Source organism: Streptomyces sp. NPDC001858 (assembly GCF_053594615.1).
This window is the reverse complement of record NZ_JBSFEV010000053.1, coordinates 1-25282: the sequence shown is the minus strand read 5'-3', so window position 1 is coordinate 25282 and position 25282 is coordinate 1. Positions and strand designations below refer to the sequence as shown.

Annotated in this window: 23 protein-coding genes, 1 pseudogene and 1 riboswitch; of the genes and pseudogenes, 15 read left to right on the top strand and 9 right to left on the bottom strand. The window is 71.1% G+C overall.

Annotated elements, in window-relative coordinates:
- Window positions 1-153: 153 nt before the first annotated feature.
- Window positions 154-996: an endonuclease/exonuclease/phosphatase family protein gene (locus ACWCPF_RS41125; protein ID WP_451050256.1), complete on the bottom strand. Its 843-nt coding sequence runs from the start codon at window positions 994-996 to the stop codon at window positions 154-156.
- An 82-nt stretch (window positions 997-1078) separates the two neighbouring features.
- Window positions 1079-1723 carry a dihydrofolate reductase family protein gene (locus ACWCPF_RS41120; RefSeq protein ID WP_451050255.1) on the bottom strand — a complete coding sequence of 215 codons (645 nt, stop codon included), beginning with the start codon at window positions 1721-1723 and terminating at the stop codon, window positions 1079-1081.
- 161 nt (window positions 1724-1884) lie between these two features.
- A riboswitch (SAM riboswitch) is annotated at window positions 1885-1994 on the top strand.
- Between the two features lie 34 nt (window positions 1995-2028).
- Here ACWCPF_RS41120 and ACWCPF_RS41115 point away from each other — a divergent pair.
- The 8 genes from ACWCPF_RS41115 (at window position 2029) to argB (ending at window position 10277) form a co-directional block, all read left to right on the top strand.
- On the top strand, window positions 2029-2151 hold the full coding sequence (locus tag ACWCPF_RS41115; RefSeq protein ID WP_451050254.1) for a putative leader peptide: 123 nt from the start codon (window positions 2029-2031) through the stop codon (window positions 2149-2151).
- A gap of 223 nt (window positions 2152-2374) precedes the next feature.
- Window positions 2375-4000, top strand: a complete 1626-nt coding sequence (locus tag ACWCPF_RS41110; RefSeq protein ID WP_451050253.1) for an ABC transporter substrate-binding protein — start codon at window positions 2375-2377, stop codon at window positions 3998-4000.
- 8 nt (window positions 4001-4008) lie between these two features.
- Entirely contained in the window at window positions 4009-4974 is a 966-nt protein-coding gene (locus ACWCPF_RS41105; RefSeq protein WP_451050252.1) for an ABC transporter permease, read from the top strand.
- Entirely contained in the window at window positions 4971-5921 is a 951-nt protein-coding gene (locus tag ACWCPF_RS41100; protein ID WP_451050251.1) for an ABC transporter permease, read from the top strand. The genes ACWCPF_RS41105 and ACWCPF_RS41100 overlap by 4 nt, the downstream gene beginning before the upstream one ends.
- A 53-nt stretch (window positions 5922-5974) precedes the next feature.
- On the top strand, window positions 5975-7678 hold the full coding sequence (locus tag ACWCPF_RS41095; protein ID WP_451050250.1) for a dipeptide ABC transporter ATP-binding protein: 1704 nt from the start codon (window positions 5975-5977) through the stop codon (window positions 7676-7678).
- Window positions 7675-8511, top strand: coding sequence for a DUF1684 domain-containing protein (locus ACWCPF_RS41090; protein WP_451050249.1), 837 nt, complete (start codon window positions 7675-7677; stop codon window positions 8509-8511). Before ACWCPF_RS41095 ends, ACWCPF_RS41090 begins: the two co-directional genes overlap by 4 nt.
- Before the next feature lie 338 nt (window positions 8512-8849).
- Window positions 8850-9317 (top strand): isochorismatase family protein, encoded by a 468-nt coding sequence (locus ACWCPF_RS41085; RefSeq protein ID WP_451050248.1) that lies wholly within the window; start codon window positions 8850-8852, stop codon window positions 9315-9317.
- A gap of 81 nt (window positions 9318-9398) precedes the next feature.
- On the top strand, window positions 9399-10277 hold the full coding sequence (gene argB / locus ACWCPF_RS41080; RefSeq protein ID WP_451050273.1) for an acetylglutamate kinase: 879 nt from the start codon (window positions 9399-9401) through the stop codon (window positions 10275-10277).
- Window positions 10278-10548: 271 nt separating this feature from the next.
- Here argB and ACWCPF_RS41075 read toward each other — a convergent pair whose 3' ends face one another.
- Complete coding sequence (locus ACWCPF_RS41075; protein WP_451050247.1) at window positions 10549-11904, bottom strand: lysine N(6)-hydroxylase/L-ornithine N(5)-oxygenase family protein; 1356 nt, start codon at window positions 11902-11904, stop codon at window positions 10549-10551.
- 331 nt (window positions 11905-12235) lie between these two features.
- On the opposite strand from ACWCPF_RS41075, the pseudogene ACWCPF_RS41070 reads away from it, so the two are divergent.
- Window positions 12236-12415: pseudogene (locus ACWCPF_RS41070) on the top strand (methionyl-tRNA formyltransferase); the annotation flags it as partial.
- 154 nt (window positions 12416-12569) lie between these two features.
- Here ACWCPF_RS41070 and ACWCPF_RS41065 read toward each other — a convergent pair.
- From ACWCPF_RS41065 to ACWCPF_RS41055, 3 genes are read right to left on the bottom strand one after another with little or no spacing between them, the layout of a single operon-like run.
- Entirely contained in the window at window positions 12570-13331 is a 762-nt protein-coding gene (locus tag ACWCPF_RS41065) for an SDR family NAD(P)-dependent oxidoreductase (protein WP_451050246.1), read from the bottom strand.
- Between the two features lie 53 nt (window positions 13332-13384).
- Window positions 13385-14353 (bottom strand): alpha/beta hydrolase fold domain-containing protein, encoded by a 969-nt coding sequence (locus ACWCPF_RS41060; RefSeq protein ID WP_451050245.1) that lies wholly within the window; start codon window positions 14351-14353, stop codon window positions 13385-13387.
- A 46-nt stretch (window positions 14354-14399) separates the two neighbouring features.
- Window positions 14400-14717, bottom strand: coding sequence for a putative quinol monooxygenase (locus ACWCPF_RS41055; RefSeq protein ID WP_451050244.1), 318 nt, complete (start codon window positions 14715-14717; stop codon window positions 14400-14402).
- A 144-nt stretch (window positions 14718-14861) separates the two neighbouring features.
- Here ACWCPF_RS41055 and ACWCPF_RS41050 point away from each other — a divergent pair, with 144 nt between their 5' ends.
- From ACWCPF_RS41050 to ACWCPF_RS41040, 3 genes are all read left to right on the top strand, one after another.
- Window positions 14862-15776 (top strand): AraC family transcriptional regulator, encoded by a 915-nt coding sequence (locus ACWCPF_RS41050; RefSeq protein ID WP_451050243.1) that lies wholly within the window; start codon window positions 14862-14864, stop codon window positions 15774-15776.
- A 155-nt stretch (window positions 15777-15931) separates the two neighbouring features.
- The gene (locus ACWCPF_RS41045; protein WP_451050272.1) at window positions 15932-16180 is read left to right on the top strand and encodes a hypothetical protein; all 249 of its coding nucleotides are present in this window, start codon (window positions 15932-15934) and stop codon (window positions 16178-16180) included.
- A gap of 15 nt (window positions 16181-16195) precedes the next feature.
- A complete protein-coding gene (locus ACWCPF_RS41040) occupies window positions 16196-17383 on the top strand; it encodes a flotillin family protein (protein WP_451050242.1) in 1188 nt (395 codons plus the stop codon).
- A 31-nt stretch (window positions 17384-17414) separates the two neighbouring features.
- On the opposite strand, the gene ACWCPF_RS41035 is transcribed toward ACWCPF_RS41040, so the two are convergent.
- From ACWCPF_RS41035 to ACWCPF_RS41025, 3 genes are read right to left on the bottom strand one after another with little or no spacing between them, the layout of a single operon-like run.
- The gene (locus ACWCPF_RS41035; protein WP_451050271.1) at window positions 17415-18194 is read right to left on the bottom strand and encodes a carbohydrate ABC transporter permease; all 780 of its coding nucleotides are present in this window, start codon (window positions 18192-18194) and stop codon (window positions 17415-17417) included.
- A gap of 50 nt (window positions 18195-18244) precedes the next feature.
- Entirely contained in the window at window positions 18245-19303 is a 1059-nt protein-coding gene (locus tag ACWCPF_RS41030) for a carbohydrate ABC transporter permease (protein WP_451050241.1), read from the bottom strand.
- 1 nt (window position 19304) lies between these two features.
- A complete protein-coding gene (locus ACWCPF_RS41025; protein WP_451050240.1) occupies window positions 19305-20579 on the bottom strand; it encodes an extracellular solute-binding protein in 1275 nt (424 codons plus the stop codon).
- A 320-nt stretch (window positions 20580-20899) separates the two neighbouring features.
- Here ACWCPF_RS41025 and ACWCPF_RS41020 point away from each other — a divergent pair, with 320 nt between their 5' ends.
- The 3 genes from ACWCPF_RS41020 to ACWCPF_RS41010 all read left to right on the top strand — a co-directional run bounded on the left by ACWCPF_RS41020 (window position 20900) and on the right by ACWCPF_RS41010 (window position 25191).
- The gene (locus tag ACWCPF_RS41020) at window positions 20900-21652 is read left to right on the top strand and encodes a DeoR/GlpR family DNA-binding transcription regulator (protein ID WP_451050239.1); all 753 of its coding nucleotides are present in this window, start codon (window positions 20900-20902) and stop codon (window positions 21650-21652) included.
- Window positions 21649-23013 (top strand): 6-phospho-beta-glucosidase, encoded by a 1365-nt coding sequence (locus tag ACWCPF_RS41015; protein ID WP_451050238.1) that lies wholly within the window; start codon window positions 21649-21651, stop codon window positions 23011-23013. Before ACWCPF_RS41020 ends, ACWCPF_RS41015 begins: the two co-directional genes overlap by 4 nt.
- Window positions 23014-23145: 132 nt before the next feature.
- On the top strand, window positions 23146-25191 hold the full coding sequence (locus ACWCPF_RS41010; RefSeq protein ID WP_451050237.1) for a protein kinase domain-containing protein: 2046 nt from the start codon (window positions 23146-23148) through the stop codon (window positions 25189-25191).
- Window positions 25192-25282: the final 91 nt, after the last annotated feature.

The following is a 25282-nucleotide window of genomic DNA, read 5'->3' as shown; positions in this document are numbered from 1 at the left end:
CCACCCCTCGGCGCCTTTCCGTCGGCTTACATCTCACCGACGCGGTGGACCACGGGAAATGTTGCAGACGGATTCACCGGCAGTGCGCGAGAGCGCGGCGCGGATCGGGGTGCTCTCCGCACGACGGGCCGGCCGCGACGGCCACGGCGTGCGTCAACCGGTGAGGTCCAGGTCGGTGTAGAACTGGTGGTGGTCCGAGTACGGGGTCGGGTGCACATGGTGCTCCAGCGGGGTGACGCCCCGCAGGAAGACGTAGTCGAACTTGCTGCGCCAGTCGGTGGTCGGCTCGCAGGTTCCGACGGTCGGGGGACGGCACTCGGGGGCCGTGTCCGCGGCCACGGCCCACATCTCGGTGAGCTCGGAAGCGTCCGGCACGGCGTTGAAGTCGCCGAGGACGATCGCGCGGTCGTGCCGGGCGACGGCTGCCGCGAGCACGTCGGCCTGGCCCGCTCGGACCTCCTCCTGTCGCCGTTCGGCGAAGTGCGTGTTGAAGACCCGCACGGACCGGCCGTCCACCTTGGTGGTGACCGCCATGTACCCGCGGTCCTCGGATCCGCCGTCGGGGTATTCGACCGTGACCGGGTTCGTCATCGGCGCCGCCGACAGGAGCGCCTGGCCGTAGCCCCCCGGACTCCACGGCGCTCCCCCGCAGCGGCCCCAGTTGCGCAGCACCGACCCGTACTCGACGTGGTAGTCGAGCCCGTAACGGTCCTTCAGATAGCCCCGGATCCGCTCGACGTCCCCCACGCACGCTTCTTGCAGGCCGATCACCTGGGGCGCGTACGCGGCGATCTCCCCGGCGCGGTCGGCGTTGCTCAGTTCGCAGGGGTTGCAGATGTTCCACGTCATGACGCGGTTCGGCACGACATCCCGGGCGGCGTCGACGGGCAGCGACCCGTCGCCGGGCGCGTCGTTCGGCGCGCGGGAGCCGACGAGCACCACACAGGCCACGATCACGGCGCCCACGAGCAGCCGCATGTCCCTTCCGAGCACCATCGCCTCCTCAGAGCGGATGCACGGGGCATCCGACGTCTCTCCGACGAGGTTATGGGACGGAGTTGTGAAGACCGCATCAGCTTCAGGCGTCGCGCGCGACGCCGCGGTCGGGTGCGCTCATGTCACCCGTGCCGGGCGTGCCCTCGGCCAGCCCGTAGCGCAGGTACACCGTTCCCTTCGGACCGGCGGCCGGCGGTTCGAGGAGGGTGACGTTCGTGGGCACCGCGCCGCCGTCGAACACCTTCTTGCCGACGCCGAGCACGATCGGGTGCACCCACAGGTCGAGCCGGTCGAAAAGCTTCTCGCGCAGCAGGCTCTGCACCAGGTTCAGGCTCCCGACGACCTTCACATGCTCGTGCCGGTCGCGGATCTCGCGCACCGCGCCGGGCAGATCCGGGCCGAGCTGCGTGGATCCGGCCCACGAGAGGTCGGGCCTGCCGCGGGAGGCCACGTACTTGGGGACGCTGTTGAAGAGCGTCGCGATCTCGCCGTCCTCGCCGCCCTTCTGGTGCGGCCAGTAGGCGGCGAAGATGTCGTACGTCCGCCGGCCGAGCAGCAGGGCGTCCGTGCCCTCGTAGGCGGCGCCGATCTGCGCCCCGGCGACCTCGTCCAGCAGGGGCGCCTGCCAGCCGCCGAACGGGAACCCCTCCGGGTCCTCGTCCGGGCCGCCGGGCGCCTGCGCGACGAGGTCGAGGGTGGTGAACATCTCGATGTGGATGAGGCCCATGGCGTGCTCCCGATGCTTTGGTCGTCCCGGTCGGAAGGTAGACCGGTGGACGTCGGCAGACTCATCGGCGCGCCGCACCCGCGTTTCCGTTCCCGAGGGAACCCGGGCCGACGATATGGCGATATTGACGGGTCGCGGAAGTGATCCGTAGGATCGTGGGTGGCATTGAGTGTCAGCGTCAAGCCCTGGCTTGCTGACCGGCAACCCTCCTGCGCGGTGGGGTGCTCCAGGTGAAAGCCCGGCGGGGTCGACGACCCTGCAAGCGCGTGGCCCCGGCAGCGGGGCTTGGGAGGGGAGGGACCGGCATGCGGATCGACTGCAACCTGAGTGCCTCTCTCGCCGCCGCGGCGGCGTTCTCCGGACTCTCGCGCCGACGCCACATCGATCTCCAGCGCTTCGCCGGCTGTCTGTGTAGCACCTCCCGCTAGCACCTCCGCGTAGCTCGTCTCCGCACGCCCGCGTGCTGCGGCTGACCGCACGTCACCTCTGCGTCCGACGCCCGCCGTCGGCGTCTCCGGCGATCCCCCCGGCCTCCCTCTCTTCCCTTCCCCCTTTCTTTTTCCCCTCGCAGTCGACTTCCCCTGCGTCGCCGTGCCCGGAATGTGCTGAACGGGCATGTGCGCGACGGCTTCGGAATAGGAGAACCATTCCGTGATAGCGCGTACGGATTCCCGGCCCACCCGGTGGGCGGCCCTGGCGGCACTCGTGACGAGCGGCGTGCTGCTGAGCGCCTGCTCGGCGGGCGGCGACGGCAGTTCGAGCAGCGGCGGCGGTGAGGCCCGCTCCGGCGGCACACTGACCTTCGCCGTCGGTTCCGACGCCGGCTGCGTCGATCCCCAGCAGGTGGGCAGCAACGACACGATCTACTCGCTGCGCCAGATCGTGGACTCGCTGACCGACCAGGACCCCGAGACCGGCAAGATCGTGCCCTGGCTCGCGAAGAGCTGGGACATCAGCGCCGACGCCACGACCTTCACCTTCCATCTGAGATCGGGCGTCACCTTCAGCGACGGGTCGGCGCTGACCGCCCAGGTGGTCAAGGACAACTTCGACGCGGTGCCGAAGCTCGGCGCCCTGGGCACGCTGGCGCAGGGGTATCTGAGCGGCGTGAAGAGCACGACCGTCGTCGATCCGCTCACGGTCCGGGTCGCGTTCGAGCAGCCCAACGCACAGTTCCTCCAGGCGACCGCGACGCATTCGCTGGGCATCGAGTCGTCGGCGAGCGTGAAGAAGAGCCCGCAGGACAAGTGCAGCCAGGGCGTGGTCGGTTCCGGGTCGTTCGTGCTGAAGGACTATGTGCAGAACCAGTCGATCACCCTGGCCAGGCGCGCCGGGTACGCCTGGGGTTCCGCGCTGTGGACCAAGAAGGGCGAGGCGTACCTGGACAAGCTGGTGTTCAAGGTGGTGCCGGAGGCGGGTGTGCGCACCGGAAGCCTCCAGTCCGGGCAGGTGGACGCGATCAGCGGCGTCGGCAGGTCCAACGAGTCGGCGCTGAAGAGCGGCGGCCAGGTGGACCTTCAGCAACGGGCCAATCCCGGGGTGGTGTTCAACCTGGGGCTGAACAACTCCCGGCCGGCGCTGAAGGACGTCAGGGTGCGGCAGGCGATCTCGTACGCCGTCGACCGGCAGCAGATCGTGGACACCGTGTTCCCGACCGGCACCGAGCCGGCGACCAGCATCCTGGCGCACACCACCCCCGACCACTCCGACCTCGGCGCGGAGCTGACCCTGGACGCGGCGAAGGCCAAGTCCCTGCTGGACGCGGCCGGTTGGAAGACCGGCGGTGACGGCATCCGGGCGAAGGACGGCAAGAAGCTCAGCCTGACCGTCTCGTGGTTCCCCATCGCGGCCACCAACCAGCCCTCGCTGGAACTGATCCAGCAGCAGCTCAAGGCCGTCGGCATCGGCGTGGTGCTCAAGCAGCTGCCGGTCACCCAGTTCGCGCCGACGCTGCAGTCCGGTGACTTCGACGTGGTGTGGGGCAATGTGACGCGCGCCGACCCGGACATACTGCGCAGCTCGTTCTCCACCCGCCTGGCCAACTTCTACCAGCTGCCCGCCGGCGCCCTGGACACCGCGCTGAGCGACCAGGCGGCGACGGCCGACACCGCCAAGCGCAAGCAACTGGTCGCACAAGCACAGGAGTTGATCGTGCGCAACGCGTACGTCGTCCCCGTGGTGGAGCTGCAGACCCAGCTCGGGGTGTCGAAGAAGGTGCACCGGCTCGACTTCGACGCCTCCAGCCGGATCCAGCTGCACGACACCTGGATCGGCTGACGGCCGCCATGCGTCTCTATGTCGTCAAACGCGTCGCGCAGGCGATCGGCGTGCTGTGGGCGGCCTACACGGTGGCCTTCCTCGTGCTGGACTTCCTGCCCGGTGACCCGGTGTCGGCGATGGCCGGCGCCGGGGCGGACACCGGGCAGGTCGACCCGGCCCAACTGGCCGCGCTGCGGCATCAGTACGGCTTCGACAAGCCGGTGCTCGCGCAGTACGCCGACTACCTCAGCCGGGCGCTGCGCGGGGACTTCGGCGATTCGATCTCCACCGGGCGGCCGGTGACCTCGACCCTGGCCGAGGCGCTGCCGGGGACCCTTCAGCTGACCGGGGCGGCGCTGCTGCTCGCGGTGCTGGGCGGCGGCGGTCTCGCGGTGCTGGCGACCTACACCGGCCGGCGGTGGCTGCGGCAGCTGCTGCTGTCGTTGCCCCCGCTGGGCGTGTCGGTGCCCACGTTCTGGGTCGGGCTGCTGCTCGTGGAGGTGTTCTCGTTCCGGTTGCGGCTGTTCCCGGCGTTCGGCAACGACGGGTGGCGCGGTCTGGTGCTGCCCGCGGTGACGCTGGCGATCCCGACCGGCGCGCTGGTCGCGCAGGTGCTGTCCAAGAGCCTGTTCACGGCGCTGGACCAGGCCTATGTGGAGACCGCCCGGGCCAAGGGCGCCGGGCGGCTGCGGATCCATCTGCGGCATGCGCTGCGCAACGCCTCGCTGCCCGTGCTGACCGTCGTCGGACTGCTGGCCGGTCAGCTGATCGCGGGTTCGGTCGTCGTCGAGACGGTGTTCTCCCGCGACGGCCTCGGCCGGGTGACGGCCGCCGCCGTCACCGTCCAGGACATCCCGCTGGTCCAGGGGGTCGTGGTGTTCGGCGCGGTGATCTTCGTGGGCGCCAATCTGATCGTCGACCTCGTCTATCCGCTGCTGGACCCACGGATCGTGGTGGCCCCGAGCAGGAACAGGAAGGTGAGTCCGGCATGAGCCAGACCCTCACCGACGGCGTCTTCGCCGATGACGTCTCCCCCGACGCCGCGTTCGGCACGGCGGGACGCCCGCCGGCGCCGGACGGCGACGCCCGGGTACCCGGGCGCGGCGCCGGAGGACCGCGGCGGTTGCTGCGCTTCCTGGTGCGCCGGCCCGGTCTGGTGCTCTCGGTTCTGCTGCTGGTCCTCGTGGTGCTGGCCGCGTTCTGGCCGGGGCTGTTCACCTCGCGGGACCCGCTGCAGGGGGTGCCGGCGGAGAACTTCCGCGGCCCGAGCGGCGCGCACTGGTTCGGCACCGACGAGCTGGGGCGTGATGTGTTCTCCCGGGTGGTGCACGGGGCGCAGTTGTCGCTGAAGGCGACCCTGATCGCGGTGTCGGTCGCCTTCGTGGCCGGCGGGCTGGTCGGCCTGGTCGCCGGGTTCGTGGGCGGCTGGGTGGAGGACGTGCTGATGCGGTTCGTCGACGTGCTCCTGTCGATCCCGGCGCTGTTCCTGTCCCTGGCCCTGGTCACCGCCCTGGGCTACGGGACGGTGAAGGTGGCGGTCGCGGTGGGCATCGCCAGCGTCGCCCAGTTCGCGCGGGTCACCCGGGCGGAGGTGCTGCGGGTGCGGCAGGCGGTCTTCGTGGAGGCGTCGCGCTCGTGCGGGGCGCGCTGGTACTCGGTGCTGGGCCGGCATGTGCTGCCCAACGCGGCGGGTCCGGTGGTCGTGCTCGCCACGCTCGACTTCGGCGCCGCGATCCTCGCCGTGTCGGCGCTGAGCTTCCTCGGCTACGGGGCTCCGCCGCCGGCCCCGGAGTGGGGCACGTTGATCTCCGAGGGCCGTAACTACCTCGCCAACGCCTGGTGGCTGACGGCGCTGCCCGGACTGGCGATCGCCGCCACGGGGCTGGCCACCAACCGCCTCGCGCGCGCCCTCGACGGCGAATGGTCGGGGCGGCGATGACCGCCGAGGGGACGAAGACCCCCCGGACGGGGGAACCGGAGACGGAAGAGGCCATGACTCAGGACGACGCGCCGCTGCTGGAGGTACGGGGCCTGTCGGTGTCGTACCGCACCCGCGGCGGCATCGTGCGGGCGGTGCGCGGGGTGGACCTCGACGTACGGCCGGGCGAGGTGACCGCGGTGGTCGGCGAGTCCGGGTCCGGCAAGAGCACGACCGCCCACGCGATCATCCGGCTGCTGGCGGCGAACGGCGGCATCGACGCGGGCACGGTCCGCTTCGGCCGGCACGACCTCGCCGCACTGTCCGAACGGGAGTTGCGCACGGTGCGCGGCGCGCAGATCGGCCTGGTGCCCCAGGATCCGACGGTCTCGCTCAACCCGGTGAAGCGCATCGGCGAGCAGGTCGCCGAGGTACTGCGCATCCATGGGCTCGCGACGCGCCGCTCCGCGCCGGCGGCCGCCGTGGAGATCCTGGACCGGGCCGGGCTGCCCGACGCGGCGACCCGGGCCCGGCAGTACCCGCACGAGCTGTCCGGCGGGATGCGGCAACGGGTCCTGATCGCCGTCGCCATCGCGGCCGGGCCGAAGCTGATCATCGCCGACGAGCCGACCAGCGCCCTGGACGTCACCGTGCAGCGGGTCATCCTCGACCATCTCCAGCAGCTCACCGAGGAGTCCGGGACCGCGGTGCTGCTGGTGACGCACGACCTCGGGGTCGCCGCCGACCGGGCGCGGCGGATCGTGGTCATGTCCGAGGGCCGGGTCGTCGAGGCCGGTCCGACCCGCGACGTCCTCGACCGCCCCCGGCACGAGTACACCCGGCGGCTGCTGGCCGCCGCCCCCAGCCTGACCGCGACCCGCCCCCGCGCGGCCACCGTCCGCAGGCCCGAACCCGCCCCCGCCCCCGCCCCCGAGCCGGTGCCGGTGCCGGTGCCGCTGGTCGAGGTCCGCGGCCTGGTCAAGGAGTTCCGGCTGCCCGCCGCCGCGCGCGGCTCGGCCCGCACGCTGCGCGCCGTGGACGACGTCGGCTTCACCCTGCACCGCGGCCGGACGCTGGCCCTCGTCGGAGAGTCGGGCTCCGGGAAGTCCACCACCGCCCGCATGGTCCTGCGGCTGACCGACGCGACCTCCGGACGGATCCTGTTCGACGGCGCCGACGTCACCGCCGCGCGCGGAGCGGAGGCGAGAGCGCTGCGCCGACGGGCCCAGCTCGTCTACCAGAACCCGTACGCCTCCCTCGACCCGAGGTTCTCCATCGGCGAGGTCGTCACCGAACCGCTGCGCGCGTTCAAGGTCGGCGACCGCGCCTCCCGGCTCGACCGGGCCCGGGAACTGCTCGACCGCGTGGCGCTGCCGGCCTCGGTGCTGGACCGCCGCCCGGCGGAGCTCTCCGGCGGGCAGCGCCAGCGCGTCGCCGTCGCCCGGGCCCTGGCGCTCTCGCCGGACCTGGTCGTCTGCGACGAGCCGGTGTCCGCGCTCGACGTCTCCGTCCAGGCCCAGGTCCTCGACCTGCTCGCCGAGCTCCAGGCCGACACCGGGGTGGCGTACCTGTTCATCTCGCACGACCTGGCCGTCGTACGGCAGATCGCGCACGAGGTCGCCGTCATGCGGGCCGGACGCATCGTCGAGACGGGCACCGCCGACGAGTTGTTCGCCCGCCCCGCCCACCCCTACACCCGCGAACTGCTCGCGGCGATCCCCGGCCGGCGGCACGCCCCGGCCGACCGCGCGCACCAACCATCGAAGGAGCCCGCATGACCCTCCAGGACACCCCCGCCGACCTGCACGCCTTCACCCGCGACTGGGAGGAGTGGCATCGCGCGCAGGAAGCGCGGCTCGCCGATCCGCACGGCTTCCTCGCCGTCACCGGCCTGCACTGGCTCGGCGAGCGGCCCGAGCGCTTCCCCGACGCCCCGGGCGCCTGGTCGACCGGCGCCGACGGGGTCGTCGTCGTCCTCGACGACGTGCTCGACGACGGCGCGGAGCTGGTCGTCGACGGGACCCCGGTCCGGGGCGAGCGCCGCTTCGGCGTGCTGCCGGAGCGCGGCGGGGTGAACGCGGTGTGGGGCGACGCGGTGATCGAGGTCGCCAAGCGCGGCGGGCACGACATCGTCCGCCCCCGGCACCCCGACGCCCCGCTGCGCACCGCCTTCACCGGCACACCGGCCTACGCGCCGCACCCCCGCTGGTCCGTGACCGGCCGTTACACGGCGTTCGACGCGCCCCGGCCGACGACCGTGGGCGCCGCGGTCGAGGGTCTCGAACACGTCTACGACGCGCCGGGACGGATCGAGTTCGAGCTGGACGGGCGGGAGCTGGCGCTGACCGCGTTCCCCGGGCATGCCGCCGGCAGTCTGCTGGTGCTGTTCACCGACGCCACCTCCGGCGTCACCACCTACGCGGCGAACCGCGCCCTCGCGCTGGACCCGCCGGCCGCCGACGGCACGGTCGTCCTGGACTTCAACCGGGCCACGAACCTGCCCTGCGCCTACACCGATCTGGCCACCTGCCCGCTGCCGCCCGCCGAGAACCGGCTGCCCGCCGCGATCGAGGCCGGGCAGAAGCTGCCCCGCGAGCGGGGCGGTTCATGAGCGCCGGCTCCCGCGCCGCCGCCTCCGCGCAGGCCGCTCCCCGGATCGGCTACGACGGCGCCTGAATCCGTCAGCGGCATCTGGAGCACGGCGTCGGCTCGGCCGCGGTGTTCCCAGCGCCCTGAAGGGGCGCGGGGAACTGCGCGACCAGCCACGACGGCGCCGCAGCGGAACGACGGCGCAGTTGCAGGTAACGGCGTAGCGAAACGCCTGTACTCAACGTGCCTTCGGCGAAAGGCCGTTGAGAGGACCCCCTCGAGCGCTTCTTAGTTTAGGCTAACCTAAGAAACTCGGAGGGCACTGATCCGCAGGCGCGTCGTGCAGGGAGGAAGACACCCATGGGCTTGCCGGCCATCTCCTCCTATCCCATGCCGGACGGCGCCGAGCCCGCCGGGGAACAGCCCAGCAGTTGCGTCCAGCTGCCGGACGACGAGATCCCGGAGGCCGACGACGAGCCCGACGCCGCCGGGATCATCGACTCCCTCGCGCCCCGCCCCGGCGAGCACCTGCTGGGCAATGTGCGCCACAACGCCTTCCTGCGCAGCCGCCTCGAGCGGCTGCTGCGCTCGGAGGGCCGCGACCAGCTGATCGTCTGCGGGGTGTACGCGCACCTCGGCGTCCTGCTGACGGCGGCGGACGCCTTCATGAACGGCTTCCAGCCCTTCGTCGTCGCCGACGCCGTGGCCGACTTCTCGGCCGAGGAGCACTCCATGGCGCTGCGCTGGAGCGCCCGCGGCAGCGTGGTCCGCACGACGGACGCGCTGCTGCGCGATCTGCTGCTGCACCGCGGACGGCGCCAGGCGTGACCGGGACCGTGACCGCGTGACCGTCGACCTGGGCCTGCCGGAAAGGCCGTGCCCGTCCATGAATGGAGTGGCTCCGTGACTGTGACCGCCGCCCGGGAATCCCTCGGGTCCTCTCCCTGGCCGCCGGAGCTGCGCGGCAGCGTGGTCGTCGTCAAGTACGGCGGCAACGCCATGGTGGACGCGAGCCTGCAGCGCGCGTTCGCCGAGGACGTCGTGGAACTGTGGCGGGCCGGGCTGCGTCCGGTCGTCGTGCACGGCGGCGGGCCCCAGATCAGCGCCATGCTGGACCGCCTCGGCCTGGAGGTCCGCTTCGAGGCGGGGCTGCGTGTGACGACTCCGGAGACCATGGAAGTCGTCCGCATGGTGCTCACCGGGCGGGTGCAGCGGGAACTGGTGGGCTGCATCAACGCCCATGGCCCCTTCGCCGTGGGCATGACGGGCGAGGACGCGCACACGATGACCGCGCGGCGGCGGCCGGCCTGGGTGGACGGCCGCCCGGTGGACATCGGCCTCGTCGGCGACATCGTGGACGTGAACCCGGACACCGTGCGCGCCCTGCTGGACCAGGGGCGCATCCCGGTGCTGTCACCGGTGGCCCGCGGCACGGCCGGCGAGGTCTACAACGTCAACGCCGATCTCGCGGCGTCCGCGCTGGCCACGGCGCTCGACGCCGAACGGCTCGTCGTGCTCACCGATGTGGCGGGGCTGTACGCGGACTGGCCGCACAGCACCGAGGTGGTCGAGCGGCTGACCGTCACCGAGCTGGACGCGATGCTGCCGGGGCTGGCGAGCGGGATGCTGCCGAAGATGGAGGGCTGTCTGCGGGCCGTCCGGTCCGGAGTGCGCCGGGCGCAGGTCATCGACGGCCGGGAGCCGCACGCCCTGCTGCGCGGGCTCCTCGACCGGACCGGCCCCGGCACGACGGTGGTCCCGGACGACGAGCCGGAGCAGGATTCCTGACTCCTACAGGACCGGGCCGGCACCCGGGCGCGCCGCGGCGCGGTTCCAGGGACCTGGTCCAGGCGGGCGGCGCCGTCCGCGGGGACGCCGGGGTGAATCCGTGGCGCAGGAGGAGCCCGCCGCTGCCCACGGTGGCCGTGTACAGGGCCGTCAGGGACTGCGCGCCGGCCGGGTGACGACGGCGGTCATGAGCCGTGCGCCCACCCCGTCGCCCTGCCGGCGGCCCGCCACGCAGAAGAGCCGCTCGGCGCCCCAGGGGCCAGGACAGGCCCTAGCGGGCCGGGCTGCCGGTGCCGTCGATGACCGAACGGGCCTCGTCGAAGGCGGACTTGAGACCACGGTCGAGGAGCGAGTCCAGGATCTCGCCGACTCTGATCGCCGTGTTGGACAGCAGGGACGAGGTGATCCCGTGCGTGTGCTCCGTGCCGCCCTGCAGATAGATGCCGCAGTGCAGCTCGGGGTCGGTCGTGAGGCGGTAGTCGCGCTCGACCCGGACGTTGCCCGCCTCGTCGCGCAGGCAGCGGTCGGCGACCTCGCCGAGCAGGCCCAGCGGGTCGGCCTGGCTGTACCCCGTGGCGAACACCACCACGTCGGCGGCCAACGTGGCCTCCTCGCCGGTGACCAGGGATTTCACCAGGGCGTAGGCCTTGTCCGGGGTCTCCTCGACGCCGGTCAGCCGGGAGATGTTGATGAACCTCAGCCGCTCGGTGCCGAGCACTTTCTCCCGGTACATCTGCCGGTACAGGTCGTCGATCAGGTCGATGTCCACCACGGAGTAGTTGGTGTTGCCGTGGTAGTCCATCAGCCGGCGCTTGACGTCGGCGGGCGCCGCGAAGTACTCGTCGACGGCCTCCGGGTCGAAGATCCGGTTGGCGAAGCCGCTGTCGTCGGCGGGGCTGTAGCCGTAGCGGGAGAAGACCGCGCAGATCTCGGCCTCGGGGAAGCGCCGGTGCAGGTAGGCGACGCTCTCGGCGGCGCTCTGCCCGGCTCCCACGACGATGAACCGCGAGGGTGCGGTGCCCTCCAGACCGTCGACCTTCGCCAGCAGTTCGGAGTTGTGCCAGACGCGCTCGCCGCGCTCCACGCCCTCCGGCATGAGCGGACGCAGTCCGGTGCCGATGACGAGGTTGCGGGCGCGGTGGACCGCGAGCCCCTCTCCCGACCGGACCGTCACTTCCAGGTGGTCCACGGTTCCGGCGCGCTCGACCGGCGCGACGCCGACGACCTCGTGGCCGTAGGAGACCATGTCCTCGACCTTGGCGGCGGCCCACTCGAAGTAGTCGTGGAACTCCACGCGCAGCGGGAAGAGGCTCTTGTGGTTGATGAAGTCGATCAGGCGTCCCTTGCTCTGCAGGTAGCACAGGAAGCTGAACTCACTGGCCGGGTTCCGGAGCGTCACCAGGTCCTTGAGGAAGGACACTTGCATGGTCGCGTCGTCGATCAGCATCCCTCGGTGCCAGCCGAACCGCGGCTGCTGCTCGAAGAAGTGGGCGGTGACCGCCTCGTGCTCGTCGGCGCGTGCGTTGTGCTCGCTGATCGCGATCGCCATGGCCACATTGGACGGTCCGAAGCCGATGCCAATGAGGTCGTGGACCAGTGATGCGTCACCAGGCTGAACCTGTGACATGTCTCTCCCATCGTGCGGGGCAGACGCCTGTCAGGCGTGGGGAAAGTACGCAGGGTGGGCATGCCGACGGAGCGGCACACCGCTAACTTAGGTGAGCCTAAGCTAGCCTTGTGAGGCTGTCGACAGGGGGGGCGACCCGCAGACCGGCCCACCAACTGCAAGGCAATGCATGCCCATTGAAAAGTAAGGCAAGCCTTGCTTTACTTGCCGCCGGTCGGTCGCTGCCTAGAGGAGGAACCCCATGCGGGTCGTCATGTTCGGGTAGCAGACTTGGGGGCACCGCACCCTGCAAGCCCTCCTGGACTCCGAGCACGACGTGGCACTGGTCGTGACGCACAGCCGGATCTTCTACCGCGAGGGCGAGGGCGTGGTGATCGTCGCCGGCGCCGACGCCCGCACCGGGCGCAACCGGGGCCTCGCCATCACGCGCGTACGGACCGAGGAAGGCAAGGAGTTGACCGCGGCGGAGTACTTCACGTCGATGGGCGGCTACCTCACCAGCCGCCCCTGACCACCCCACCCCTGACCACCCCCACCCCTGACCACTCCACCCCCCTGACGTGTCGGCCCCAGTACGGTCCTGTGGGCCGGCCGGACGCTGCCGCCGTGCGGACCTTCCCGTCTCCGCACGGCGGCAGAGTCGTTCCCGCCGTCGAGCATGGCGTCTAGAGGTGGTAGCCGCCCGATACCTCGATGTTCTGTGCGGTGACCCAGCGGCTCTCGTCGGAGAGCAGGGTGGCGATCATCGCGCCGATGTCGTCGGGTTCGCCGACCCGGCCGAGGGCGGTCTTGGCGGCGAGGGCCGGGACGACCTCGGGGAACCGGGTGAAGGCGTCGTCGGCGATCCGGGTGCGGGTGGACCCCGGCGAGACGGCGTTGACGCGGATGCCGCGCGGGCTGAACTCCTTGGCCATGTACCGGGTCAGCACGTCCAGTCCGCCCTTCATCGAGGCGTAGGCGGAGTAGCCCGGCTCCAGTCCGGTCGTCGCCGTCGCCGAGTTGCTGCTGGTGTTGACGATGGCCCCGCCGTCCGCCATCAGGGGCAGCAGCTGCTGCGTCAGGAAGTACGGGCCCTTGAGCAGGACGCGCATGAGCCTGTCGAACATCTCCTCGGTCGTGTCCTCGATCAACGACGTCTGCGCGAAACCGGCGTTGTTGACCAGGTGGTCGAAAGTGTCGCGCTGCCAGGTGTCGCGCAGCACGTCGGTCACCGTGTCGCGGAAGGCCGCGAAGGCGCCCGCTTCGCCGACGTCCAGCGGGAGGGCGACGGCCGTGCCGCCGTCCTTCTCGATGGTGGCGACCGTCTCCAGGCCTCCTTGCGGGTTGGTGCTGTAGGTGAGGATGACTCCGGTTCCGCGTCGGGCGATCTCGATCGCGGCGCTTCGTCCGATGCCGGAGCCGGCGCCCGTGACGACGGCGACGTTCATGGTGTTCCTCCTGGTGTGCGATGCGCGAGGGTGATCGGGGGTGGGCGGTGGCGCTATGCGGTGGTGACCGGCAGCAGGAGCCGGGTCAGCCAGGCGGTGCGGGCTCGGCGGGCCGCGGCCGAGATGCGGGCCTGCGGGTACAGGGCGTCGAAGCCGTGGAAGCCGCCCGCCCAGACATGGAGTTCGGCCTGGCCGCCGGCCGCCCAGATGCGGGTGGCGTAGTCGGTGTCCTCGTCGCGGAAGACCTCGGCGGAACCGGTGTCGATGTAGGCGGTCGGCAGGCCGGAGAGGTCGTCGGCCAGCGCGGGTGAGACGGACTCGGGCACCTCCTGGCCGGTGGGGTCGCCGAGGACGGCACGCCATGCGAACGCGTTCGTCTCGCGGGTCCACACGCCGGGCTCGCCGGAGTACTGGCGGCTGGAGGTGCTGGTGTTGCGGTGGTCGAGCATGGGGCAGATGAGCAGCTGCGCGGCGATCGCCGGGGTGCCGAGGTCGCGGGCCAGCAGGGCGACCCCTGCGGCGAGGCCGCCGCCCGCGCTGGCGCCCGCGACGATGATCCGGGCGGGGTCGACGCCCAGTTCGGCGGCGTGTCCGGCGACCCACAGCAGGCCCTCGTAGCAGTCCTCGACCAGGGCGGTGCCGGTGGCCTCGGGTGCGAGCCGGTAGTCCACGGAGACCACGACCGCGCCGAACTCGTCCAGCCACTCCAGGGGGATGTCGAGCTGCGAGAAGCGGTCGCCCATGACCATCCCGCCGCCGTGCATCCAGTAGACGCAGGGTGCGCCGGTGGTGCGATCGGTGTTCGCGGGGCTGAACACCGACAGCGGGATCGAGGCGCCGTCCTTGGCGGGCACGGTGACCTCGCGCCGGTCGACCTGCCGGTGGGCGAGGAGGGGCTCGACGGGCGTCGGCGGGAGCCGGCGCAGTTGCGCGAGGATCTCCGGGCCGAGCTCGGACATGAGGGGCATGTCGGTGAGCAGCTCACGCAGTTCGGGGTCCAGGGCGGGGCGAGCCGGGGTCATGGTCGCGACCTTTCAGGGTGTGGTGGAGTGGTGGCGGACGGTCGGGTCAGAACGCGGCCTTGCCGCGGACCGGGACGTGGTCGGTGTACTCGGGCTCCCCGGCCAGCAGTCCGTCGATCCGCGCGACGATGGCCTGGGCGGCCTCGCCCGCGAAGATCCGGTGGTGGTCCGCCTCGCTGGTCCAGCCCTCGGTGACGTGGACGACGTCGGGGTCGGACGCGGAACGGGAGACGAGGTAGACGACGCAGTGTTCGCTCGCGCCGGGGCTGCCCTCGTCCAGGCCGGTCAGCAGCAGCTCGACCAGCCGGTCGCCCATTCCCGCCTTGGCGGTGAGCGCGGCGGTGAAACCGTAGGTGACGATCATTGGCTTCCCGTTTCTCGGTGATGGAGTGGAGTGATTCCATTCAACCGAGCTGACCTGCGGAAACGTTAGAACGATGCTCGCCGGTACTTGCACGATCCTCGCGGACACGGGAGCCGCAGTGCGAAGCGGTGCTGCAATGGACGCATGCACCTCGCCTACCTCGAAGAGCTGCGCAGCCTGCTGGCCCGGCACGCCCGTCCCGACTGGACCACCGCCATCGACGGCCTCCTCATCTCGAAGGTCGACCGGCCCGATCCGCCGTCCCCCTCGATGTCCGGCACGGTGCTGGCGGTCATCGCCCAGGGCGCCAAGCGACTCGCCCTCGGCGAGCGGGTGTACGCGTACGGGCCCGGGCAGTACCTGGTCGCCTCCGTCGATCTGCCGGTGACCGGGCAGTTCGTCCAGGCCGACCCCGAGAAGCCGGCGCTGGGATTCGGTCTCGTGCTGGAACCGTCCGCCGTCGCCGAGCTGCTGCTGCAGGCCGGCCCCGGGGACAGCCCCCGTGCCGGCGGGGGCGCGCCGTCGGGCATCGCCGTGAGCGACGCTCCGGCCGCGCTGCTCGACGCGGGGGTGCGGCTGCTGCGCCTGCTCGACGAGCCCCGCGACCGGGCCGTGCTGGCCCCGCTGGTCAAGCGCGAGATCCTGTGGCGGGTGATCACCGGCGAGCAGGGGGCGGCGGTTCGTCAGCTCGGGCTGGCCGACAGCAGCCTCAGCCATGTCTCCCGGGCCGTGCGCTGGATCCGCGAGCACTACGCGCAGCCCTTCCGGGTCGAGGACGTGGCACGGCTGTCCGGGATGAGCGTCTCCGCCTTCTACCGCAACTTCCAGGCGGTGACCGCGATGAGCCCCATCCAGTTCCAGAAGCAGATCCGGCTGCAGGAGGCCCGGCTGCTGCTCGCCACCCACCCGGGCGATGTCACCGGGGTCGGCCACCGCGTCGGCTACGACAACCCGTCGCAGTTCAGCCGGGAGTACCGCCGCCAGTTCGGCGCGCCGCCCAGCCAGGACGCCGCCCGGCTGCGTGAGGCCGTGCGCACCCCGGCCGGCGTCCTCCCCTGAGCCGGCCGGGGGCCCCGGCCGACTCGCTCCGCAAAGGTGCTGAGCAACGGTCCGACCTGTGGCGTTCCAAGGAATCACCAAGCCCGTCGACCCCCGCCCCGGGCAGGTCTATCGTCGCCACCGTGTGCCAGAGCGGGGCAGAACGGCCGGTGATGATGCCGCAGGACGAGGCCGTGATCGGCTGCACGGGGACGGTGCTCGTCGGAACCCGCGGTGCCGCGGGCCCCGGCGAGATCCTGGTGCGGGTCCGGGGCGGCTCCGAGACGTTTCTCGCCTGGTCGGAGGATCCGCTGCCGACGGGGACGACGGTGCTCGTGATCGAGTCGCGCGGCTGCCGTGCGGTCGACGTCGTCGTGTGGGCGGATCCGTTGGACGCGCTCGGCGATCTCGCCGACGCAGACTGAGGAGCAGACACAGACATGTTCGGTTACCGCGTTCCCGCTCCCGACGAGGCGATGCTGATCTCGGGGGGCCGGCGGGGACTGGGGGGCGCGCCGTTCCGAGTGGTGACGGGGCACGGCAAGTTCGTGCTCCCGATCTTCCGGAAGACCCGTTTCCTGACCCTGTCGCTGTGCGAGTCCGAGGTCACCGAGACCTGTGTGACCCGGCAGGGCATAGCGCTGCACGTCCGCGCGGTCATCGCGTTCAAGGTCGGCAACGACCACGAGAGCATCATCAACGCGGGCCAGCGCTTCCTCTCCGACCAGGACCAGATGGCGGTGCTGACCGGGCGGATCTTCGCCGGCCATCTGCGGTCGATCATCGGCTCGATGACGGTCGAGGAGATCGTCACCGAGCGGCAGAAGCTCGCCGCGGAGGTCCTGGACACCTCCAAGACCGAGATGGCGAAGATCGGTCTGACGGTGGACTCGCTGCAGATCCAGTCGATCGACGACGGCGACACCGGTTACATCGACGCGATGTCGGCGCCGCACAAGGCGGCCATCCAGCGGCAGGCCCAGATCGCGCAGGCGCAGGCCACCCAGGCGGCGGCCGAAGCGGAGCAGGAGGCGGCCCGTAAGCAGGCCGAGTACGCCCGGCAGACCGCGATCGTCAAGGCGGAGTACTCGGCCGAGGTGAACCGCGCCGAGGCCGAGGCCGCGCAGGCCGGACCGCTGGCCCAGGCGCACGCCCAGCAGGAGGTGCTCGCCGCCCAGACCGAACTGGCGCTGCGCCAGGCCGAGCTGCGCCAGCAGCAGCTGGTCGCCGAGATCGTGAAGCCCGCCGAGGCCGAGGCCGAGCGGATCAGGGTGCTGGCCGCCGCCGACGCCCAGCGGATGAAGATCCAGGCCGAGGCGGCCGCCTCCTACGACCGGGTGGCGCTCGACCGGATGCTGATCGACCAGCTCCCGCAGATCGTGAAGGAGGCCGCCGGCGGGCTCGCCGGGGCCAACGTCAACGTCCTCAACGGCGCGGACGGCCTCGGCGAGATCGCCGCCGGTCTGGTGTCCCAGGGCCTGACGATCCTCGACTCGGTCCGCCAGAACCTGAACGGCGACTCGACCGAGGGCCGCCGCCCCGAGGAGGGCGGCGGCAACGGCGTGCTCGAACTGCGCGCGGGCCGGGGGAAGAAGTCGTCCGACGACGGCCCGGTCGACGTCGAGTAGGCGCTGCCGCAGTGCCGCGAACCTGCCGTCGCTAGCGCAGGGCTCCCTTCGTGGCGTCGGCGATGAAGCCGCGGGCGAAGAAGGTGAACACCAGCACCAGCGGGATGACGGACAGGAGCACTCCGGCCATCACCATGCTGTAGTCGGTGGAGTGACCGGCGTACAGCTGGGCCAGCGCCACCTGGAGGGTGAGCCGGTCGGGGTTGACCAGCATCACCAACGGCAGGATGTAGTCGTTCCAGGCGGCGATGAAGGTGTAGATGCCGAGGAACGCCAGCGCCGGCCGGACGCACGGCAGCACCACGTGCCAGTACTGGCGGAAGAAGCCGGCGCCCTCCATCCGGGCCGCGTCCAGCAGCTCGTCGGGGACGCTGGTGCTGGTGTACTGGCGCATCCAGAAGATGCCGAAGGCGTTGGCCGCGGCGGGCACGATCAGCGCCTTGAGCGTGCCCAGCCAGCCCAGCTGCACCATGATCTCGTACTGCGGGATGATCGCCAGCTGGGTCGGCAGGATGTACATCGACAGCAGGATGCCGAACAGGATCTTCTTGCCGGGGAAGTCGTACTTGGCGAAGGCGAAGGCCGCCAGGGAGTCGAAGAACAGCACGAGCACGGTCGTGCAGACCGCCACGATCACCGTGTTGAACAGCGACCCGAAGAAATCCATCTTGTCGAACAGGTGCTGGACGTTGGTGACCAGGTTGTCGCCGAACCACAGCTTGGGCGGGTAGCTGTAGATGTCCTGCGAGGTGTTCGTCGCCATGACGACGATCCAGTAGAACGGGAACACCGAGATGACGACGCCGGTCATCAGGATGGCGTGGACGGCCAGACCCCGGGCGCGCTTCCGATTGAGGCTGTTCACGACCGTCGCTCCTTACGCTGCACCAGGCGCCAGTTGACGACGACGATGAGCAGGATCAGCAGGAAGAAGGCCCAGACGATCGCGGCCCCGTAGCCGAAGTCGTTGTTGTCGAAGGCCTGGTGGTAGAAGTACAGCAACGTGGTCAGACCGGCCTGGCCCGGACCGCCGGAGTTGGGGTTGGTGGACGCGTCGCTGCCGAACAGCACCTGTGGTTCGGTGAAGCTCTGCAGACCGGTGACGGTGGAGATCACCACGGTGAACAGGATGATGGGCCGCAGCAGCGGGATCGTGATGGAGAAGAAGATCCGGACCGGGCCGGCGCCGTCCATCCGGGCGGCCTCGTAGAGCTCCGAGGGGATCGCCTGGAGGCCGGCGAGGTAGATGATCGCGTTGTAGCCGGTCCACTGCCAGGTCATCAGGGCGGCGATCACCAGCTTGATCGTCCACTCGTTGCTCATCCAGGGCACGGCCGACAGGTGCAGTGACTTCAGGATGGCGTTGATCAGGCCGAAGTTGTTGCTGAAGACCGCGCCGAAGAAGATCGCGATGGCCACCAGCGAGGTGATGCTGGGGATGAACAGGGCGACCCGGTAGAACGCGGTGAGCCGCTTGGTGGAGTTCACCAGCACCGCGAGCACCAGCGCCAGGATCAGCATCGGCACCGTGGACAGCACCCAGATGACCAGGGTGTTGCGGATGGACATCCAGAAGACGGGGTCGTCCCAGAGGAAGCGGAACTGCTGGAACCCGACGAACTCCATGTCCCCGATGCCGTCCCACTTGTGGAACGCCAGGAACACGGTGTAGAGCACCGGGAAGAGCATGAAGACCGAGAAGAGCAGGTAGTACGGGGAGATGGCCAGGTACTGCGGCCAGTACCTGGTGGCCCGCCGCCGGGGCCCGGGCCGGGCCCCGGCCGACACCGGCCGGATCCGGCGGCCGGGCCGGCCCGGACCGCCGCTGGGGCGGTCTCGGGCCGGCCGGCCGACGGGTCCGGCGTCGGGTCCGGGGGACGGTCCGGGGGCGGCCGGGCCGGCTACCGGGCTTGACGACATGTCACTTCACTCCCTGCCGCTGGGCGATCTTCTTGGCCTGGCTGACGGCGTCCTTCCAGGCCGTGTCCGGGTCCTTGCCCTTGGCCTCGATGCTGGTCAGCTCGCTGTAGTAGGGAGCCGAGACCGCCGCGTCGGCCGGGGCCTCGTAGGCGGCGGGGATCTTCTCGGCCGCCGGGCCGAAGATCTCGATGGTCTTCTGGCCGCCGAAGAAGGCGTCGCCGCCGGTCAGCGCGGGGAGTTTGTAGGCGGCCGGGGCGGTCGGGAACAGGGCCGCGTCGGTGAAGCCGCGGGCCTGGTTCTCGGGGCTGAGGATCCAGCTGATGATCTTGAAGGCCTCTTCGGGGTTTCCGCTGGTCGCGGGGATGGCCAGGAAGGACCCGCCGAGGTTGGACGGCCCGCCCGGCAGGCTCGCCACCCGCCACTTGCCCTTGGTGCCCGGGGCCGCGTTGCTGATGTCCAGCGCGTGCCAGGCGGCGCCGATCTCGGTGCCCAGGGTGCCGGCGCCGATCGCCGCGTTCCAGGTGTTGTCGTTGATCTTGGCGTCGATGCCGAGGGTGTAGGGCTTGACCGCGGTGGTCCAGGCGGTGCGGATGTGGTCCTGGTCGCCGATGAACTTGCCGTCCTCGTCGATGAACCGCTGGGTTCCCTGGCCGACGACCATGGTGAAGACCGAGCCGATGTTGTTGACCAGGAAGGTTTTGGGCACGGCCTTGTGCAGCTCGACGCCGGCCTTGAAGTAGTCCTCCCAGGTGCCCAGTTGGGCGGTGACCTGGGTGGGGTCGGTGGGCAGTCCGGCCTGCGCGAAGAGGTCCTCGCGGTAGAAGGTGGCGCAGGGGCCGATGTCGATCGGGAAGCCGATGAGCTTGCCGTCCTGGGTGGTGGCCTGCTTCAGCTTCCATGACAGGTAGTCCGGGACCAGCTTGTCCGCGCCGACGGTCTTCAGATCGACGAAGCGGTTCGCGTTCGGTAGGAAGGAGGCGATGTCCTCGCCCTTGATCCCGGTGATGTCCGGGGCGGACTGCGCCGCCCGCAGGCCGGTGAGCAGCTTGGTCTTGAAGTCGCCGCCGACCACGGAGGTCTTGAGGCTGATCTCGGAGAAGTGCGTCTTGGCGTCCGCGACGACCTTGTCGCTCAGGCCGCCGGCCCAGTACCAGAGGCTCAGATTTTTGCTGTCCTTGCTGCCGCTCGACCCGGAGCCGCCGCACGCTGCGGTGGCGCCGGCCGCGGCGGCCGTGAGTACGGCGGCCTGGAGGAATCGTCTGCGGGAAAGGTCCACGGTCTTCTCCTAGTTTTCGGCACGTCAAAGAGGGGACTGGGGCGCGGCGGGGGCCGGATGGCCGAAGGGCATCGGCGTGTGGTGAACCCTTCGGCCACCCGGGGCTGTTGACCTGGTCCTCTCAGACGGTGCCGATGCGTTCATGGCGGCACAATGCGCCGTTCATCCGCTTCGGCCGACCGGAGTGGGGTCCGGACCTGGCGCTGAATTACGCAAGAGAGTGCACCGGGTGCGCAGCTTTGACAAGGGTCAAGCACGTATCGAGACATTCATGCGTGACTTTGCTTGAGTTTGGCGAGTTCGCGAGTATGGTCTGCCGCATGCTCCCTGACCGAAGACATCAGCTGATCCTGCGTGTCCTCCGTGCCGACGGGCCCACCTCGGCGGTCGCCCTGGCCGAGAAGGTCGGGGCCAGCCAGGCCACCATCCGGCGCGACCTCGTCCAACTGGAGGAGGAGGGCCTGCTCAAACGCGTCTACGGCGGCGCCGCGCCCGTGCTGGGCGAGGACGATCCGTTCGCCGACGTGGCCGCCGTCCGGGTCGAGGCGAAGGACGCCCTCGCGGCCTGGTGCGCAAACCTCGTCATGGACGGCGAGACGGTGCTGCTCGACATCGGCACCACCGCCCACCGGGTGGCGCGTCATCTGCACGGCCGGTCCCTGACCGTGATCACCAGCAATCTCGCCGTCTACGAGGAGCTCCAGGACGACAAGGACGTCCAGTTGATCCTGTTGGGCGGAGTGGTCCGGCGCGACTACCGCTCGCTGGTGGGCTTCCTGACCGAGGACAACCTGCGGCAGATCCACGCCGACCGGCTGTTCCTCGGCACCAGCGGGCTGCGCCCCGACGGGCAGGTGCTGGACACCACCGCCGTCGAGGTGCCCGTCAAGCGGGCGATGATCGCCGCGAGCGCCCAGGTGGTGCTGGTGGCGGACGCCGGCAAGTTCCCGGGCACCGGCATGGCCCGGGTGTGCGGACCGGAGGAGCTGGACATCGTGGTGACCAACGCGCCTGGGGACGAGAAAACCTGTAATCGACTGCGTGAAGCGGGAGTTGAGGTGGTCGAAGTATGAGACTCACGATCCTGGGCGGCGGCGGCTTCCGGGTCCCGCTGGTCTACCGCGCGCTGCTGGGCGACCGCGGCGCGGGCCGCGTCACCGAGGTGACCCTGTACGACCTCGACGCCTCCCGGCTGGCCACCATCCACAAGGTCCTCGCCGACCAGGCCGCCGGGCACCCGGACGCCCCCGTCGTCACCGTGACCACGGACCTCGACGAGGCGGTCACCGGCGCCGACTTCGTGTTCTCGGCCATCCGCGTCGGCGGGCTCGGCGGACGCGCCGCCGACGAGCGGATCGCCCTGGAGGAAGGCGTCCTGGGCCAGGAGACCGTCGGCGCGGGCGGCATCTCCTACGGGCTGCGCACGGTCCCGGTGGCGGTGGAGATCGCCCGCCGGGTCGCGGCCCTGGCGCCCGACGCCTGGGTGATCAACTTCACCAACCCCGCCGGCATGGTCACCCAGGCCATGACGGCCCACCTCGGCGACCGCGTGATCGGCATCTGCGACTCCCCGGTGGGTCTCGGCCGCCGGGCGGCCGGCGCGATCGGCGCCGACCCGGCCCGCGTCCGCCTGGACTACGTCGGGCTCAACCACCTCGGTTGGCTGTGCGGCATGTACGCCGACGGCCGGGACCTGCTGCCGACGCTGTTCGCGGACGAAACGGCCCTGACCTCCTTCGAGGAGGGCAAGCTCTTCGGCGCCGAACTGCTGCGCACGCTCGGGGCGTTGCCCAACGAATACCTGCACTACTACTACTTCAACCGCGAGTCGGTCGGCTCCGCACTGGCCGCCGAGCAGACCCGGGGCGCGTTCCTGCACTCCCAACAGCAGCATTTCTACGACTCCTTGGGCACGGCCGCGGGCGCACCGCCCGGCGCGCGGGCCGCCTGGAACGCCTGGGACGCCACCCGGCTGGAGCGCGAGATCACCTACATGGCCGAGAACCGGGACGCCGTCGGCATGGGCGAACGCGACTCCTGCGACCTGGAGTCGGGCGGCTACGAGCAGGTGGCCCTCGCCCTGATGCGGGCCATCGCCCTGGACGAGCGCGTCTCCCTCATCCTCAACGTCCGCAGCCGCGGCCGGATCGACGTCCTCGATGACGACGACGTCGTCGAGGTCCCCTGCCATGTCGACGCCAACGGCGCCCGGCCCATCGCCGGCGCCCCGCTGCCCGACCACGGCAAGGGTCTGGTGTGCGCGGTCAAGGCCGTCGAGCACGCCGTCATCCACGCCGCCGCCACCGGCGAACGCGCCCACGCGGTCAAGGCGTTGACCATCCATCCGCTGATCGACTCCTACGCCGTCGCGAAGCGGCTCCTCGACGCCTACCAGCGCCACTTCCCCGAACTCGGCTACCTGGTCCGCGGCTGACGCTGCCCCTGCGGACCGACCTGGTTGCCCTGTCGTACCCCGACCCGCCAGTAGGGGGGCAAGCCGGGGATTACGAAACCTTGTTGCGGTATTCTCGCGCCGAGATGTACCACGCGAGACACCGGGATTTTGATGCCTGACCAGAACCGCAGCAGGTCTGACGAGTTGGCCTACGCGGCGGCGGGCATGGAACCGCCGCCGGTGGTCCCGTTGCGCAAGAGCGACCCCGCGCAGGTCGGCCCGTACCTCCTGCTGTCGGTGCTCGGCAGCGGCGGAATGGGCCGCGTCTACCTCGGCCGGGACACCACCGGCGGCACCGGCCGGGCCGCGGTCAAGGTGGTCCGGCCCGAGTACGCGGACGACCCGCTGTTCCGCAGGCGCTTCGAGCGCGAGATCAGCGCGCTCGGCCGGGTCCAGGGGGCGCACACCGCGCGCCTGCTGGGCAGCGGCAGCGACGAGGGCCTGGTGTGGGTGGCCACCGAGTACATAGCCGGGCCCACGCTCGCCGAGGCCGTCGACGCGCGTGGACCGCTGGACGCCGAGGGCGCCTGGCGGCTGGTGGCCGACCTGGGGCGGGCGGTCGAGGCGGTGTGGCGGCAGGGCATCGTCCATCGCGATCTCAAGCCGTCCAATGTGATCCTCGGGGCCGACGGCGCCCGGGTGATCGACTTCGGGGTCGTCCAGGCCACCGACAGCACCTCGATCACCGCCACGGGCCAGAACGTCGGCACCCCGGCCTTCATGTCCCCGGAGCAGGTCCGGGGCAAGGAGGTGACGGCCGCGTCCGACGTCTTCTCGCTGGCCTGCACCCTCGCGTACGCCGTCGCGGGGACGCCGCCGTTCGGTCAGGGCAGCGGCGTCGACGTCCTGCACCGGGTCGCCTTCGATCCGCCGCAGGAGAACGTCCTCGAAAAGGTCGCGGCCGTCGACGCGGACCTGGCCGCGTTCGTCCGCGCCTGTCTGGACAAGGACCCCGAGCTACGGCCCGCGCCGGACGTCGTCTTCCGGACGGCCATCGGCCAGCAGCTGTCCGGCCCGGCCGCGAGCCCGCCCCGGCCCTCCCGGGGCGTGAGCTTCGCACGACTGCCCGACGCACCCCACGCGCCCGACCCGTCGCCCTCCCCCGCGCCCGTCGAGCCGTCCGTCACCTCTGCCGCCCCTGCCACACCCCTTACGCCCTCCACGCCCGTCACGCCCGGCGCGCCCGGCGCGACTGGTGCCAGTAAGCGAAGAAAGAGGCTGCTGGTCGCCGCGGCGGTGGCCGCCGTGCTCGCGCTGACCGCCGGGGGCGTCACCGCGGCGATGCTGGCCCAGGACGACGACGAGACCACGGCAGCCGATTCGGGGCCGCAGGCCGCCCCGTCCGCTTCCGTGATCGGCGACCCGGCCTCGACGCCCGGCACCTCGTCCTCGGCGAACTCGGAGGCCTCGCCCACCCGCATCGAGGTTTCCAAGAGCCCGCAGAAGTCGCAGTCCACGGTGCCCACCCCCGAGGCCGCGGTCTCGGACATCCGGGCCGCGGGCTGCGCGGACCAACTCGCCTCGGGGGCCCGGGGCGCGTGCGTCAAGGTCCTGCAGACCCTGCTCAACGGCTACGGCCTCCAGGTCACGGTCGACGGGAACTTCGGCGCGACGACGCTCGCCGCGGTCAAGGTCTTCCAGACCGCGGCCGGGATCAGCGCCAGCGGCGAGGTCGACGCGCAGACCAAGTCGCTCCTGTACAGCCGCCCGCGCGGACCGGTCAGGACCGGCAGCCTCACCGTCACGCAGAACGTCAACGGCCAGGAGGTGCCCCGCTGTCTGGACGCGGACACCGGCAGCTCGGGCCGGACGATCCAGGTCTGGACGTGCGCGAGCACCGGCAACCAGACATGGGCGCTGTATCCGGTGCCCGGGCAGAGCGCCCATTACGTCCTGGTCAACCGGGACAGCCACCTCTGTCTGACCTCCGACGGCAGCGCGCAGAACGGCCAGGGGATCCGCGGCGCCGACTGCGCCGGCCGGACCTCGCAGAAGTGGAAGCTCGGGGCCGCCGGCCCGGCCGGCGGCACGCAGCTGGTCAGCGTCCCGGACGGCTTCTGCCTGGACGCGGAGGCCTCCGGCTCGGGCCAGGACGGTCAGCGGATCCAGGGCTGGGCGTGCGCGGGCAACGGCAACCAGTCGTGGGCCTGGCGCTAGGGCGTGTTTCGAAAGTCCCGTCTGCCCGGCGACGCCTGGCACGCACGCTCGCCGCGTTGTCGGGATCGCCCCGATACATCCAGTATCGGGG

What these genes read in the sequence shown, in the direction of transcription:
- ACWCPF_RS41020 (WP_451050239.1), top strand. Translation starts at nt 20,900, where the DNA reads ATGCTCCCTGACCGAAGACATCAGCTGATCCTGCGTGTCCTCCGTGCC.
- ACWCPF_RS41090 (WP_451050249.1), top strand. Translation starts at nt 7,675, where the DNA reads ATGACCCTCCAGGACACCCCCGCCGACCTGCACGCCTTCACCCGCGAC.
- ACWCPF_RS41030 (WP_451050241.1), bottom strand. Translation starts at nt 19,303, where the DNA reads ATGTCGTCAAGCCCGGTAGCCGGCCCGGCCGCCCCCGGACCGTCCCCC.
- ACWCPF_RS41120 (WP_451050255.1), bottom strand. Translation starts at nt 1,723, where the DNA reads ATGGGCCTCATCCACATCGAGATGTTCACCACCCTCGACCTCGTCGCG.
- ACWCPF_RS41060 (WP_451050245.1), bottom strand. Translation starts at nt 14,353, where the DNA reads ATGACCCCGGCTCGCCCCGCCCTGGACCCCGAACTGCGTGAGCTGCTC.
- ACWCPF_RS41045 (WP_451050272.1), top strand. Translation starts at nt 15,932, where the DNA reads ATGCCGCAGGACGAGGCCGTGATCGGCTGCACGGGGACGGTGCTCGTC.
- ACWCPF_RS41095 (WP_451050250.1), top strand. Translation starts at nt 5,975, where the DNA reads ATGACTCAGGACGACGCGCCGCTGCTGGAGGTACGGGGCCTGTCGGTG.
- ACWCPF_RS41075 (WP_451050247.1), bottom strand. Translation starts at nt 11,904, where the DNA reads ATGTCACAGGTTCAGCCTGGTGACGCATCACTGGTCCACGACCTCATT.
- ACWCPF_RS41065 (WP_451050246.1), bottom strand. Translation starts at nt 13,331, where the DNA reads ATGAACGTCGCCGTCGTCACGGGCGCCGGCTCCGGCATCGGACGAAGC.
- ACWCPF_RS41010 (WP_451050237.1), top strand. Translation starts at nt 23,146, where the DNA reads ATGCCTGACCAGAACCGCAGCAGGTCTGACGAGTTGGCCTACGCGGCG.
- ACWCPF_RS41085 (WP_451050248.1), top strand. Translation starts at nt 8,850, where the DNA reads ATGGGCTTGCCGGCCATCTCCTCCTATCCCATGCCGGACGGCGCCGAG.
- ACWCPF_RS41105 (WP_451050252.1), top strand. Translation starts at nt 4,009, where the DNA reads ATGCGTCTCTATGTCGTCAAACGCGTCGCGCAGGCGATCGGCGTGCTG.
- ACWCPF_RS41125 (WP_451050256.1), bottom strand. Translation starts at nt 996, where the DNA reads ATGGTGCTCGGAAGGGACATGCGGCTGCTCGTGGGCGCCGTGATCGTG.
- ACWCPF_RS41040 (WP_451050242.1), top strand. Translation starts at nt 16,196, where the DNA reads ATGTTCGGTTACCGCGTTCCCGCTCCCGACGAGGCGATGCTGATCTCG.
- ACWCPF_RS41015 (WP_451050238.1), top strand. Translation starts at nt 21,649, where the DNA reads ATGAGACTCACGATCCTGGGCGGCGGCGGCTTCCGGGTCCCGCTGGTC.
- ACWCPF_RS41100 (WP_451050251.1), top strand. Translation starts at nt 4,971, where the DNA reads ATGAGCCAGACCCTCACCGACGGCGTCTTCGCCGATGACGTCTCCCCC.
- ACWCPF_RS41050 (WP_451050243.1), top strand. Translation starts at nt 14,862, where the DNA reads ATGCACCTCGCCTACCTCGAAGAGCTGCGCAGCCTGCTGGCCCGGCAC.
- ACWCPF_RS41115 (WP_451050254.1), top strand. Translation starts at nt 2,029, where the DNA reads ATGCGGATCGACTGCAACCTGAGTGCCTCTCTCGCCGCCGCGGCGGCG.
- ACWCPF_RS41055 (WP_451050244.1), bottom strand. Translation starts at nt 14,717, where the DNA reads ATGATCGTCACCTACGGTTTCACCGCCGCGCTCACCGCCAAGGCGGGA.
- ACWCPF_RS41035 (WP_451050271.1), bottom strand. Translation starts at nt 18,194, where the DNA reads ATGACCGGCGTCGTCATCTCGGTGTTCCCGTTCTACTGGATCGTCGTC.